Raw genomic sequence first — 13,159 nt, forward strand, 5'->3', positions numbered from 1 at the left:
AGAGGACCCCTCCCATGAGCGTCGCGTCCGACCTCCGCTTCGATGCCGTCGACCTGATCGGCCGCACCGGATCCCACCGCCACGTCGAGCGCACCGTCGCCGCCGGTGCCCCCGAGAGCGATGCCGTCGCCATGACCGTCCCCGAGGGCGGCGAGCTGGTCGTCGAGGCCGAGCTCGAGTCCGTGGTCGAGGGCATCTACGCCCACGGCACCGTGACCGCACGCCTCCAGGGCGAGTGCTCCCGCTGCCTCGACCCCGTCGAGCAGGACGTCGTCGCCCGCCTCGACGAGCTGTTCCTGTACCCGGAGAAGGTCAAGGCCGCCGACCGCGAGGACTCGGTGCTGCTCGACGGCGACGAGGTCGACCTCGGTCCGCTGGTGCGCGACGGCCTCGCGATGGAGACCGAGGAGCGCCCCCTGTGCCGCGAGGACTGTCCCGGCCTCTGCCCCCAGTGCGGGTTCCGCATGGAGGACGACCCGGAGCACGGCCACGACGTGACCGATCCGCGCTTCGCGGCGCTCGAGGGCTTCTTCGACGCCGGCGAGGAGCGCTGATGGCGCGCAGGCGCCGCGCCACCGAAGCCGCCGACCCGGCGGGGCTGCTGGATCGTCTGCCGCTCGACGGTGCGCAGTCCGCGGATCTGCGCGCCTCGGGACTGCTCGACCTCGCCCTGACGCACCGCTCGTGGTCCTACGAGAACGACGAGGTGCCCCACAACGAGCGCCTCGAGTTCCTCGGCGACGCCGTGCTGCAGCTCGCGATCACCGAGAAGCTCTACGCCGACCACCCGACCCTCCCGGAGGGCGACCTCGCCCGGCGCCGCGCCGGCACCGTCTCCACGCGCGCGCTCGCCGTGATCGCCTCCCGCCTGGACCTCGGCGCGTACGTGAAGCTGGGCCGCGGGGAGGACCTCACCGGCGGCCGGGCGAAGGCCTCGATCCTCGCCGACACCACCGAGGCCGTGATCGGCGCGGTCCATCTCGCGCTCGGTCAGTCCGTCTCGCGGCGCTTCGTGCTCGAGCTGATGGAGCCGCTGCTGAGCTCCGACGAGTTCCTCGAGACCAGCTACGACTTCAAGTCCCGCCTGCAGGAGATCGCGGCCGCCGCCGGGCAGTCCCCGTCCTACGTGCTTACCGAGGGCGGGCCCGAGCACCAGAAGGTGTTCACCGCGACGGTGACCGTCGCCGGGGTGGTCACCGCGAGCGGCGAGGGCGCCTCGAAGAAGGACGCCGAGCTCGCCGCCGCCCAGCAGGCGGTCCGCGCCGTCCTCGCCGAGCGCGGCGAGTCCCTCATCCCGCGGGGCTGAGCGTGCCCGAACTGCCCGAGGTCGAGGTGGTGAGGCGCGGTCTCGCGCCCCGCACCGTCGGTCGGACCATCACCGCGCTCGAGGTCCTCGATGCCCGGTCCCTGCGCCGCCAGGACGGGGGTGAGGACCGGTTGCGCGCCCTGCTCGTCGGGCGCTCGATGACCGCGGCCGCGCGCCGCGGCAAGTTCCTGTGGTGGCGGCTCGCCGAGGCCGACGGCGCCGAGTCCGGCGAGGCTCTCCTCGCCCACCTCGGCATGAGCGGCCAGCTGCGACTGGTCACCCCCGGCGGCCCGGATCCGCAGCGCCATCGCCGGGTGAGCCTCACCCTCGACGACGGGGCGCGGGTGGACTTCATCGACCAGCGGCTCTTCGGCGGGCTCTGGAGCAGCGATCTGGTCGAGGCGGCCGACGGGCGCCTCGCGGCGCTCGGCAGCCCCGATGCCCTGCTCCCCGTCGACGCCGCGCACATCGCCCGCGACCTGCTCGATCCCGCTCTCGACCTCGCGGAGGTCGCGCGGACTCTGCGTGGCCGTCGCCGCGCGGTGAAGTCGCTGCTGCTGGACCAGGGGATCGTCTCCGGGATCGGGAACATCTACGCCGATGAGGCGCTGTGGGCCGCCCGGGTCCGCTACGACACCCCCGGCTCCGCCCTCTCCCAGCGCACGGCGCTCGCGCTGCTGCGCGCCGCCCGGGCCGTGATGGAGCGGGCCCTCGACGTGGGCGGGACGAGCTTCGACGCCCTCTACGTCAACGCGCAGGGGGAGCCGGGGTACTTCGCCCGCAGCCTCGCCGCCTACGGACGCGAGGGGGAGCCGTGCCGACGGTGCGGTAGATTCATCGAGCGGGCCATCTCCCAGGGCCGAAGCAGCCATTATTGCCCCCGCTGTCAGCGCAGCACGGGCGTGACCAGGAAGGACGCCGAGTGAGCGCGACCGACGAGCAGGCCCCGATCCGCGTGATGCTGGTCGATGACCACGAGGTGGTCCGCCGCGGCATCGTCATGGCGATCGAGGCGTCCGCGTCTCTCAAGGTGGTGGGGGAGGCGTCCTCGGTGGCCGAGGCCCGTCGTCGACTGCCCGCGATCCGTCCCGATGTGCTCGTCGTCGACCTGCAGCTGCCCGACGGCACCGGCATCGACGTCATGCGCACCGCTCGCGAGCTCGACCCCGAGCAGCAGATGCTGGTGCTGACGAGCTTCGACGACGACGCCGCGCTGCACGAGTCGCAGGCCGTCGGCGCCCGCGGCCTGATCCTGAAGTCCGCGCGCTCGCAGGAGATCGTCGAGGCGATCCGGGCCGTCCGCGCGGGCCGCACCCTGTGGCCCGCCGATCAGGACGAGGGCACCCCGGAACTGTCCCCCTCGGACCAGCGGATCGTCGACCTGATCGGCGACGGCCATTCCAATCGCGAGATCGCCGATCAGCTCGGCATCGCCGAGAAGACCGTGAAGAACCGCGTCACCGTCATCCTGCAGACCCTCGGGATGCAGCGCCGCACCCAGGTCGCGGCGATGGTCGCGGCCCGTCGGCGCGCCGGCTGGAAGTGACCCCGCGCCGCCGGTGAGCGGCACGCACCTCAGCCCGTCGGGAGCGTGACCCGCCACGAGATCATCGTGCCGGGCTCGAGGCTGATCGCATCGACCCAGCCGGAGTGACGGCGGGCCCGGCTGGACATGTTCGCGAGGCCCGAGCGGCGCCGCACCGTCGGATCGATGCCGCGGCCGTTGTCGGAGACGTTGACCTGCACGACCCGGTCCACCCCCTCGGAGAAGACGCTGATCGAGACGGCGACGGCCGTGGCGTGCGCGTGGCGGGCGGCGTTGGCGAGGCACTCGCGCACCACCGCGACGACGTCCTCGGCGATCTCGGGCGGCAGTTCGGCGTCCATCTCGGCCGGATGCGGGGGCAGTCGCAGCGCCGGCACGAAGCCGAGCCCGGAGGTCGCCAGTCCCACCTCGTGCCGCAGCTGCTCGGTGAGGGTCGCCTCCGCCCGCTCTCGGCGCAGCGACTGCACGATCTGACGGATCTGGGCGACCGCGTTCTCGACCCCCTGCACGGAGGAGCTGATCGAGGCGCGCAGGCGCGTGTTCGAGGGCGGCTCGCCCTTGTCGGAGAGCGCATCGGTGAGCCCCTCGAGCTCCATGCCGACGGCGAACAGCTCCTGGATCGCGAGATCGTGGAGGTCGCGGGCGATCCGCGAGCGTTCGTCGTCGAGCTCCGCGGACGAGCGCAGGGACGGCACGCGCAGGGCGAGCGCGATGAGGCCGGCGAGGGCGTCGAGCCGCTCCCGGTCCGCGGCGGTGAACGGGGCGGCGTCCTCTCCGCGGATCGCCGCGAGCGCTCCCAGTCCCTGATCGGCGCCGTCGATCACCGCGCACAGCGCGGTCGTCCCGAGCAGCTCGCCGATCGCCTCGATGCGCTCCGCATCCGCCTCGAGCAGGGCCCGCCCGAGGGATCCGCCGGGGCCGATGTCCTGCCCGAGCAGCTTCTCCTGGTCGGCGCCGTCGACGATCTCGACCGACCATCGGCCCTCCTCGAGGGGGAGCACCAGCAGGGCGCTCGTCGCCGCGAGGTCGGTGCGGGCCGAGCCCACCAGGAGCGTGAGCAGGTCCTCGGTGTCCCCACCCGCGAGGACGGCACCCGCGAGATCCTGGATGCGCGGGCGGTCGGCGCGCGCCGGGGGCACGGTCGGGCTCATCTGCTCTCCTCGAGGTGAAGGACGGGGGTGGAGGCGGGGATCGCCTCGGTGCGATGGGTGACCACCACGATCGTCGACGCCGCGGGGACCAGGCTCTCATCACCGGGGGTGAGCAGCGACCGGAGCAGGGCGTCGCCCCGCTCGGGGTCGAGATGCTCGGTCGGCTCGTCGAGCAGCAGCACGGGGCCGCGGCGGAGCAGGGCGCGGGCGAGCAGCAGTCGGCGCCGCTCGCCGCCGGAGACGGTGGTTCCGTCCGGCCCGAGCATCGTCTCGAGGCTCGCCCAGTCCTCGAGGCCGACGGCGGTGAGGGCCGCGAGCGCCTCCTCGTCCGTCACGTCGCCGCGCACCACCTTGAGGTTCTCGCGCAGCGTGGTCGCGAAGACGTGCTGGTCCTCGGCGAAGAAGGTGACGGCCTCGCGCAGCGAGCCGGCGTCGGTGGTGACCGTGCCGTCGAGCGGGGAGAGGAGCCCCGCGAGGGTCGCCAGCAGTGTCGACTTGCCGACGCCCGAGCCGCCCGTGATCGCCAGGCGCGCCCCGGGCACCAGGTCCAGGTCGAGATCCTGCACCCGCGGCGCGTCGGCGCTCCAGCCCGCGGTGAGGCCGCGTGCCGTGAGCCGCGCGCGCTCGGGGCGATCGGCGGGGACGGCCGGCTCGCTCTCGCCCTCGGGGCCGAGCATCGCGGTGAGCCTCCGCTCCGCCGCCCGGGTGCGCGCGAGCTGCGAGGCCGCCGCGGGCAGGGCCGTGGAGGCCTCGAAGGAGGACAGCGGGAGCAGCAGCAGGATGCCGATCTGCCCCGCGGAGAGCGCTCCCGCCTCCCAGGCCGCGCCCGCGGCGAGCAGCGAGCCGAAGACCGCGAGGACCATCGCGGCGGGCACCGCGGCGGCGGCGATGGCAGCGGGCAGGGCGGCCCGGTCCACGGCCCGGTCATGGCCCTCCTGGCGGGCGGCGAGCTCGGCGAGCGCCTCCTCGAGCCGACCGTCGAGGCGCAGCGCGGTCGCGTCGTCGAGCACCTCGAGCGCCGCGGCGGTCACCCCGGAACGGCTCCTGAGCACCGCCTCCTCGGAGAGGCGCGCGGCCCGGTACGCGGCGAGGGGGGCGATGAGGCTCGCCGCGGCGAGGGAGAGGAGCATCGCCGCGGTCGCCGCGAGGGACAGCGGCGCGAAAGTCGCGAGCACCACCACCGCCATCACCGCGGCCACGAGGGCGGGCACGACCGCCTTGATGACGTGGTCGCCGAGCTCCTGGGCGTCGTCGCCGAGCCGGGCGAGGAGGTCGCCGCGGCGCAGCCGGGTCAGGACATCCCCGGGCCGGGTCGCGAGGGCGGTGAAGAGGTTCGTGCGCAGCGAGACCACGCCGCGCAGCGCCACGTCGTGGGTGAGAAGGCGGTCCAGCCAACGGAAGACGCCGCGGGAGACGCCGAGCGCGCGCACGCCGACGACGGCGACGGTCAGGTCGAGCACGGGCGGCATGGTCCAGGCGCGGGTCACCAGGTAGGCGGAGACGGCGGCGAGTGCGAAGGCGGCACCGAGGGTCGCACAGGCGGCGAGCACGGCCGCGGCCAGCCGACCGACGGGGATCTCGAGGGAGCGGATCATGCCAGGGCCTCCTCGACGTCGGCCCGCGCCACCGCGGTCTCGACGTCGGCTCGGGCGACCAGGGCCGATCGGTGCGCGATCACCAGGACGGTCCGCCCCTGCGCGCGGAGGGTGTCGATCAGGTCGAGGACGACCTCCTCGGACGCCCCGTCGAGGTGGGCGGTGGGCTCGTCGAGGACGACGAGCGGTGCGGGGGAGAGGAGCGCCCGCGCGAGCGCGAGCCGCTGCCGCTCCCCGAGGGAGAGCCCGTGCCCTGCGCGACCGAGCACGGCGTCCCGGCCGCGGGCGGCGATCACCCGGTCCAGGCCCGTGGCAGACGCGGCCGCGGCGAGCTCGGCCTCGGTGGCGTCGGGGCGCGCGGAGCGGAGCACCTCCCCGAGGGTGCCCGGCGGCAGCACGGGACGTTGCGGGAGATGGGCGATCTGGTCCCAGAGGCTGCGGCGCTCGAGCTCGCGCACGTCATGGACAGTGCCGTCGGCGGCGATCACCTCGGCCCGGCCGGCCTCGGGCGCGAGCAGGCCCAGGAGCACCTGCACGGCGGTGGTCTTGCCGCTCCCGGAGGGACCGGTGAGGGCGTGGACGAGGCCGGGGCGCAGCTCGAGATCCGCCCCCTCGGGGGCGAGGCCGTCCCGCGAGCGGACCGACACCCCGCGCAGCGCGAGGGTCGCGCCGCGCAGGTCCGGAGCGGGAAGGGTGCCGTCCTCCGGGATCGGCTCCTCGAGCACGTCGAACGCGGCGTGCACCGCGGCGAGGCCGTCGGTCGAGGAGTGGTACTGGGCGCCGACGTTGCGCAGCGGCAGGTACAGCTCCGGGGCGAGGACCAGCACGGCGAGGGCGGGGGCGAGGTCCATCTCGCCGTAGACCAGGCGCATGCCGATGCTCACGGCGATGAGCGCGACGCACAGGGTGGCGAGCAGCTCGAGCACCATCGAGGAGAGGAAGGCATAGCGCAGCGAGCCCATCGCGGAGGCCCGGTGGCGGTCGCCGAGGGTGCGCACGGTCCGCTCGGGCCCGCGCTCGCGGCCGAGGGCCCGCAGCGTCGGCAGCCCGTCGACGAGGTCCAGCAGCTGGGCCCACAGCGCGCGCATGTCGGCGATCAGCGCCTCGGAGCGGCCGACGGTCAGCTTCCCGACCAGGATCATGAACAGCGGCACGAGCGGCAGCGTCACCACCGCGATGACGGCGCTCAGGGGGTCCAGCAGGCCGATCGTGAGCAGGCACAGCGGGGTCACGGTGAGGGCGAGCAGCAGCTGCGGGACGTACCCCACGAGGTAGGGGCGCAGCTTCTCCAGGCCCGTGGTGGCCAGCGCCGCGAGGTCGGCGCCGCGACCTGCGCCGGCGCGCGGGCCGAGCTCGGCCGCATGCGCGACGACCCGGCGGCGCAGCTCGCCGATCGCGTCGGTCGCGGCCCGGTGCGCGGTCCGCTGCTCGACGAGCACGGCCGCCGCACGGACCGCGAGCGCTCCGAGGAGCCCGAGGAGCAGGGCGGGGGAGTCCGCGGGCAGGCGGTGGTCGACGAGCAGCGCCGCGCCGAGGCGGGCGATCAGCAGGGCCGTCGCGATCACCGCCGCGGCCTGCACCAGCCCCAGGACGACGGTGAGCGTGACGTGGCGCCGGGCGGCCCGTACCTCCCGCACGAGGCGGGGGTCCAGGGGCGCCCGGCGCGCCGGGGAGGAGCTGCTCACGGGGTCAGGACTGCTCGAACGCCCGACGGTAGGCGCCGCGGGCCCGCTGCATCAGCGGGGAGCCGGACGCGGGGCCGGAGTCCTCGCCGATCCGATGGCGGAACACCCGGTAGGTCCAGATCGTGTACGCCAGGACGATCGGGAGCAGGACCGCGAGCGCCACCAGCATCAGGGTGAGGGTGTGCGGGGTCGAGGAGGCGTTCACGACGGTGAGCGAGTTCGCCGGATCGTTCGTGGCCGGCAGGACGTACGGGAACAGTCCGCCGAACAGGGTGATCGCGGCCGCGATGATCGCGGTGGCGGTCGCGCCGAAGGTGAGCCCCTCGCGCCGCATCCGGGTCAGCGGCACGACCGCGACCAGGGCCAGGGCGGCGAGCAGCAGCGGGATCCAGGTCAGGCCCGAGCGGGAGTGGGCGAGCTGGAACCACAGCAGGAAGGCGGCGCCGGCCACGATCGTGGGCCAGACCAGCACCGCGGCGCGGCGGTGCATGTCCTCGCGCAGCGGCCCCTCGAGCTTCAGGGTCAGGTACACGGTGCCGTGCAGCCAGAAGAGGAGGACGAACACGACGCCGCCGAGCAGGGCGAAGGGGTTGAGCAGGCCCAGCAGGGAGGTGGTCACCCAGTGGTTGTGGTCGATCGCGACGCCGGCGACGATGTTGCCGAAGGCGACGCCCCACAGCAGCGCGGGAGCGAAGCCGCCGATCACGTGGACCACGTCCCAGGAGGTGCGCCAGCGCTCGGAGTCGACCTTGTCCCGCCACTTGAAGGCGCAGACCCGCACGATCAGCACCAGCAGGAGCAGCAGCAGGGCCAAATAGAACCCGGAGAAGAGCGTCGCGTACCACTCGGGGAAGGCCGCGAAGAGGAGCGCGCCGCCGGTGATGACCCACACCTGGTTGCCGTCCCAGACGGGGCCGATGGTCTTCAGGATCGTGCCGCGCGCACCGGAGCCGCGCCGCCAGGAGGCGGCCACGTTCATCTGCACGCCGAAGTCGAAGCCCTCGAGGACGAAGTAGCCGGCGAAGAAGAACGCGATGATCGCGAACCAGGCGGTCTGCAGGAGAGTCGGATCGAGCATCGTCGGGTCCCTTCTCAGTAGTCGAAGGCGAGGGTGGGGGTGTCCAGCTCGTCCGTGTCCGGATCCCGCTGCGGCAGCGGCACGCCCTTCAGGGCGGCCTGCTGCATCATCCGGAACCAGATCACCGCGAGCACGCCGTACACCAGGGTGAAGGCGACGAGCGAGGTCACGACCATCCACGCGGGATGACCGGAGACTCCCTGCAGGGTCATGAGGCGCACCGTCGGATCGTCCGGATTGGGGTGGACCACCCAGGGCTGACGACCGATCTCCGTGAACACCCAGCCCGCGGCGTTGGCGAGGAAGGGCATCGGGATCGCGAGCACCGCGAACCACCGGAACGCCTTCGACCCCGTGGTTCGCGCGCCCTCGCCCTTGCCGCGCGTGGCCCACAGGGCCCAGAGCGCGAGGATCCCGCTGAACGCGGCGAGCCCCATCATCAGGCGGAACGACCAGTAGGTGACGAAGAGGTTCGGGCGGTAGTCGACCTCGACCTCGTTCCCGTGCACGTCGATCGCGGTGGCGCCGAACTCCTCCTGGTAGAGCTCGTTGAGGTCCTCGACGCCCATGAGCGTGGCGTCGAACGTGTGGGTCGCGAGGAAGGAGGTCACGTAGGGCACCTCGATGAGGTGGGTCACGTCCTCGCACTGCTCGGAGAAGGCGTCGGGGCCGCCGACGGTGAGGATCGAGAAGCTCGCCCCGGTCTCGGTCACGCACAGCGCCTCGGCCGACGCCATCTTCATCGGCTGCTGCTTGAACATGATCTGGGCCTGGAAGTCGCCCGAGATCACGAGCACCACGGCGGAGATGAACATCATGACGACGCCGAAGCGGAGAGTGGGGCGGAAGAGGTCCCGCGCGGCGAGATGGTGATCGCGCCCCTCAGCGGTCTCGCGGCCCAGCTCGTCGGCCTTCCGATGATGCTTGACCATGTGCCAGGCGGCGATGCCGGTGACGAACGCGCCCGCCACGAGCCACGCCCCGGAGATGACGTGCGGGAAGGCGGCGAGGGCGGTGATGTTGGTGAGCACCGCCCACAGCGAGCCCTGGGAGGGGTCGAGCTCGGCCCGCCCGGTCTCGGGGTTGAGCATCGCGCCGACGGGGTGCTGCATGAAGGAGTTCGCGGCGATGATGAAGTACGCCGAGAGCATGGTGCCGATCGCGACCGCCCAGATCGTCAGCAGGTGGATCTTCTCGGGCAGCTTGCCCCAGCCGAAGATCCACAGTCCCAGGAAGACGGACTCGAGGAAGAAGGCGGCGAGGCCCTCGAGGGCGAGCGGCGCGCCGAAGACGTCGCCGACGTAGCGTGCGTACTCGGACCAGTTCATGCCGAACTGGAACTCCTGCACGATGCCGGTCGCGACGCCGATGCCGAAGTTGACGATCAGCATCGAGCCGAAGAACTTCGTCACGCGGGTCCAGGCGTCCTTCCGGACGGGGTCCTTCGCCCGGACCGCGAAGGTCTGCAGCAGGGCGACCATGAGCGAGAGCCCGATGGTCAGCGGCACGAAGATGAAGTGGTACACGGTGGTGATGCCGAACTGCCACCGTGCGAGATCGAGGGCTTCCATAGGGATCCTCCCGGGAGTACGACACGCTGTCACGAAACCTACGGCGCAGGTCGCGGGACCTCGGGGACCATGGTCCTCTCCCGTGCCCGCGAGGGCCAGCGGTGCGCGCCCGGACCGGAGACCCGACGCACCGGGGCGGGAGCCCCCCGCTGTGCCATACTGACCACGGCGCTCCTCCGCCCCGCACCGGGTGGAGGAACCTCCCGGCGTCGGACCCGTCGGTGCACCGGCCACGCGAACCTCGCGACCGCTGTGCTCCCGCGACCGGCATCGCTGCGCTCCCTCCCAGGGAGCTGCGCGACGGCGAGGGCCTCAGACTTCCGTCCGCAGGGACGATGATCATCCGGGACCAGGGTGCGCTGGACCCGCCAGAAGGAGACGGCCCCCATGGCTGACAGCACCACCACCCCTGATCCCGAGCAGATGGGACAGGACCCCCAGGCCCCGGCCCCCGCGCGGCGTCGCCGCCGCGCTGCAGGCGCCCCCGCTGGCGCTCCCGCCCCGGTCGTCGTCGAGGAGGCCGCGCCGAGCGCGCCCCGCACCGTCGTCGCCGCGCAGAGCGAGGAGCCCGCGGAGCCGACGATCATCGCCCCCAAGCGCACCCGTCGTCGGGCCGGCGCACCCGCCGGTGCCCCCGAGCCGGTCGCCGCACCGGAGCCGTCGGCCGCGTCGAGCCGTGTGGCCGAGGCGGTCGACCGGGCCGACGAGATCAACGCGTCTGACGAGGTCGACGAGTCGAGCGAGACCAGCGAGGCGCAGGAGACGACGGAGACCGAGCCGCGCCCCGACTCCGTGGTCGAGGACCTCCGGGCCCTGGCCTCCTCGCGCTCCGAGGAGAACGCCGACGAGGACGAGGACCGCGCCCGCCGCCGCGAGCAGGTGCAGCTCGACTTCGCGTCCCTGCTCTTCCAGGCACCCACCCCGCGCCCCGCCGTCGAGCGCTCCGCCGAGGACTCGCGCCGCGGCGCCGAGGACGAGGACGACGACGTGCAGGAACGGTCTGACCGGGCTGATCGGGCTTCCCGCCGCGACCGCAACGACCGGGACGACCGGGACGAGAGCGACTCCTCCGACGGCGAGGACCGCGACGGCTCGACCGAGGACTCCTCCGACGAGCAGCAGAGCTCGTCCGGCGGGTCCCGTCGTCGCCGTCGCCGCGGCGGCCGCGGACGTCGCGGCCGGGGCAGGGGCGAGGACGGCCGCGGCGAGGACGAGGACTCCACCGAGGGCAGCGAGGACTCCGGCTCCGCCGCGGACACCGAGCGCTCCGCGGAGCGCGGCGACTCCGCCGACGCCACGGACACCTCCGAGACCGGGGACTCCGAGGACGAGAGCGGCGAGGACGGCGGCTCGGGTTCGGGTTCCACCAGCTCCCGCCGTCGGCGTCGCCGCCGCCGCTCGGGCAGCTCCTCCGACGACTCCACCTCGCCCGATGACCCGCCGAACACGGTGGTCAAGGTCCGCGAGGCCCGGGACGAGGTCAAGGCCGTCAAGGGCTCGACCCGTCTGGAGGCCAAGCGCCAACGCCGCCGCGAGGGCCGCGACGCGGGCCGCCGCCGCAACGTGATCACCGAGGCGGAGTTCCTGGCCCGCCGCGAGTCGGTCAAGCGCTCGATGGTCGTGCGCGAGCGTCCGGGCCGCACCCAGATCGCGGTGCTCGAGGACGACGTGCTCGTCGAGCACTACGTCGCGCAGAAGGCCCAGACCTCGATGGTCGGCAACGTCTACCTCGGCAAGGTGCAGAACGTGCTGCCGTCGATGGAGGCCGCCTTCGTCGACATCGGCAAGGGCCGCAACGCCGTGCTCTACGCGGGCGAGGTGAACTGGGATGCCGTGGGCCTCGAGGGGCAGCCGCGCCGCATCGAGCTCGCCCTGAAGAGCGGCGACTCGGTGCTGGTCCAGGTCACCAAGGACCCGATCGGCCACAAGGGCGCGCGTCTGACCAGCCAGATCTCCCTGCCCGGGCGCTATGTCGTCTTCGTGCCCGGCGGCTCCATGACCGGCATCTCCCGCAAGCTGCCCGACACCGAGCGGGCGCGCCTGAAGAAGCTCATGCGCCAGCTGATCCCCGAGGACGCGGGCGTCATCGTGCGCACCGCCGCCGAGGGCGCGAGCGAGGAGGAGCTGACCCACGACGTCGAGCGCCTCCGCGCCCAGTGGGAGAAGATCACCAAGGCGCAGAAGTCGAAGTCCGCGCCGGTGGCCCTCTCCCAGGAGCCGGACATCGCCATCAAGGTCGTGCGCGATGTCTTCAACGAGGACTTCACCTCGCTCATCGTCGAGGGCGCCCAGGTCCACGACGACGTCCACGAATACGTCTCCGACGTCGCCCCGGATCTGCTCGAGCGGGTCACCCGCCACGTGGGGGAGAAGGACGTCTTCGCCAAGCACCGCATCGACGAGCAGCTGCTGAAGGCCATGGACCGCAAGGTCTACCTGCCCTCCGGCGGTTCGCTCGTGATCGACCGCACCGAGGCCATGACCGTGGTCGACGTCAACACCGGCAAGTTCACCGGCTCCGGCGGCTCCCTCGAGGAGACCGTCACCAAGAACAACCTCGAGGCGGCCGAGGAGATCGTGCGCCAGCTGCGGCTGCGCGACATCGGCGGCATCATCGTCATCGACTTCATCGACATGGTGCTCGAGTCCAACCGGGACCTCGTGCTGCGTCGCCTCGTCGAGTGCCTCGGCCGGGATCGCACCAAGCACCAGGTCGCCGAGGTCACCTCGCTCGGCCTGGTGCAGATGACCCGCAAGCGCGTGGGCCAGGGCCTCGTCGAGACCTTCTCCACCACCTGCGAGCACTGCCACGGCCGGGGTCTCGTCGTCGACCTCGACGGCGAGCACCAGCACTCCGGCGGAGGCAACGCCTCGGGCGGCAGCGGCGGCGGATCCGGCGAGGAGGGCTCCTCGAAGTCCTCCAAGCGGCGCAGCCGGCGCTCCCGCGGCGGGGCGAAGGAGGAGTCGACCTCGCACGAGGAGCTCGACGGCGAGGTCCACCGCCTCGCCGGCGACGCCGACTCCCGCGCCCTCGCCCGCGCGACCATCGCCTCGATCGCGGCGGCCTCCGCGGGGCATGCCGCCCCCGAGGTCACCGTGGACGGCGAGGTCGTGGCGGTCGCGCAGGACGCGGCTCCCGCGTCGGGCGATGTGCCCGAGGCGGAGTCCGACGGCGAGTCCCAGGCGTCGCCGGAGACCGGATCCGCGGGGGAGTGACCCGTTCCACA

At 73.2% G+C, this 13,159-nt stretch carries 10 protein-coding genes; 5 read left to right on the forward strand and 5 right to left on the reverse strand.

Annotated elements, in window-relative coordinates:
- The first annotated feature begins 14 nt into the window (after positions 1-14).
- Genes ACZCAH_RS01535 through ACZCAH_RS01550 form a run of 4 tightly spaced genes read left to right on the forward strand, consistent with a single transcriptional unit; the run spans position 15 to position 2,852 of the window.
- Positions 15-554: a YceD family protein gene (locus ACZCAH_RS01535; protein ID WP_464339395.1), complete on the forward strand. Its 540-nt coding sequence runs from the start codon at positions 15-17 to the stop codon at positions 552-554.
- The gene (gene rnc, locus ACZCAH_RS01540) at positions 554-1,306 is read left to right on the forward strand and encodes a ribonuclease III (RefSeq protein WP_464339396.1); all 753 of its coding nucleotides are present in this window, start codon (positions 554-556) and stop codon (positions 1,304-1,306) included. The genes ACZCAH_RS01535 and rnc overlap by 1 nt, the downstream gene beginning before the upstream one ends.
- Positions 1,307-1,308: 2 nt before the next feature.
- On the forward strand, positions 1,309-2,232 hold the full coding sequence (gene mutM, locus ACZCAH_RS01545) for a bifunctional DNA-formamidopyrimidine glycosylase/DNA-(apurinic or apyrimidinic site) lyase (RefSeq protein ID WP_464339397.1): 924 nt from the start codon (positions 1,309-1,311) through the stop codon (positions 2,230-2,232).
- Positions 2,233-2,264: 32 nt separating this feature from the next.
- Entirely contained in the window at positions 2,265-2,852 is a 588-nt protein-coding gene (locus ACZCAH_RS01550) for a response regulator transcription factor (protein ID WP_464339798.1), read from the forward strand.
- 29 nt (positions 2,853-2,881) lie between these two features.
- Here the strand turns inward: ACZCAH_RS01550 and ACZCAH_RS01555 are convergent, their stop codons facing one another.
- From ACZCAH_RS01555 to ACZCAH_RS01575, 5 genes are read right to left on the reverse strand one after another with little or no spacing between them, the layout of a single operon-like run.
- Positions 2,882-4,003 (reverse strand): sensor histidine kinase, encoded by a 1,122-nt coding sequence (locus tag ACZCAH_RS01555; protein ID WP_464339398.1) that lies wholly within the window; start codon positions 4,001-4,003, stop codon positions 2,882-2,884.
- Complete coding sequence (gene cydC / locus ACZCAH_RS01560; protein WP_464339399.1) at positions 4,000-5,598, reverse strand: thiol reductant ABC exporter subunit CydC; 1,599 nt, start codon at positions 5,596-5,598, stop codon at positions 4,000-4,002. The genes ACZCAH_RS01555 and cydC overlap by 4 nt, the downstream gene beginning before the upstream one ends.
- Entirely contained in the window at positions 5,595-7,283 is a 1,689-nt protein-coding gene (gene cydD, locus ACZCAH_RS01565; protein ID WP_464339400.1) for a thiol reductant ABC exporter subunit CydD, read from the reverse strand. The genes cydC and cydD overlap by 4 nt, the downstream gene beginning before the upstream one ends.
- Before the next feature lie 4 nt (positions 7,284-7,287).
- Positions 7,288-8,361: a cytochrome d ubiquinol oxidase subunit II gene (gene cydB / locus ACZCAH_RS01570; protein ID WP_464339401.1), complete on the reverse strand. Its 1,074-nt coding sequence runs from the start codon at positions 8,359-8,361 to the stop codon at positions 7,288-7,290.
- A 14-nt stretch (positions 8,362-8,375) separates the two neighbouring features.
- Complete coding sequence (locus tag ACZCAH_RS01575; protein WP_464339402.1) at positions 8,376-9,932, reverse strand: cytochrome ubiquinol oxidase subunit I; 1,557 nt, start codon at positions 9,930-9,932, stop codon at positions 8,376-8,378.
- Between the two features lie 387 nt (positions 9,933-10,319).
- On the opposite strand from ACZCAH_RS01575, the gene ACZCAH_RS01580 reads away from it, so the two are divergent.
- Positions 10,320-13,148: an Rne/Rng family ribonuclease gene (locus ACZCAH_RS01580; protein ID WP_464339403.1), complete on the forward strand. Its 2,829-nt coding sequence runs from the start codon at positions 10,320-10,322 to the stop codon at positions 13,146-13,148.
- Positions 13,149-13,159 lie beyond the last annotated feature (11 nt).

Source organism: Brachybacterium sp. B718/18 (genome assembly GCF_055454375.1).

Coding starts and splice junctions, on each gene's coding strand:
- ACZCAH_RS01535 (WP_464339395.1), top strand. CDS start 15: ATGAGCGTCGCGTCCGACCTCCGCTTCGATGCCGTCGACCTGATCGGC.
- rnc (WP_464339396.1), top strand. CDS start 554: ATGGCGCGCAGGCGCCGCGCCACCGAAGCCGCCGACCCGGCGGGGCTG.
- ACZCAH_RS01550 (WP_464339798.1), top strand. CDS start 2,265: ATGCTGGTCGATGACCACGAGGTGGTCCGCCGCGGCATCGTCATGGCG.
- ACZCAH_RS01555 (WP_464339398.1), bottom strand. CDS start 4,003: ATGAGCCCGACCGTGCCCCCGGCGCGCGCCGACCGCCCGCGCATCCAG.
- cydC (WP_464339399.1), bottom strand. CDS start 5,598: ATGATCCGCTCCCTCGAGATCCCCGTCGGTCGGCTGGCCGCGGCCGTG.
- cydB (WP_464339401.1), bottom strand. CDS start 8,361: ATGCTCGATCCGACTCTCCTGCAGACCGCCTGGTTCGCGATCATCGCG.
- ACZCAH_RS01575 (WP_464339402.1), bottom strand. CDS start 9,932: ATGGAAGCCCTCGATCTCGCACGGTGGCAGTTCGGCATCACCACCGTG.
- ACZCAH_RS01580 (WP_464339403.1), top strand. CDS start 10,320: ATGGCTGACAGCACCACCACCCCTGATCCCGAGCAGATGGGACAGGAC.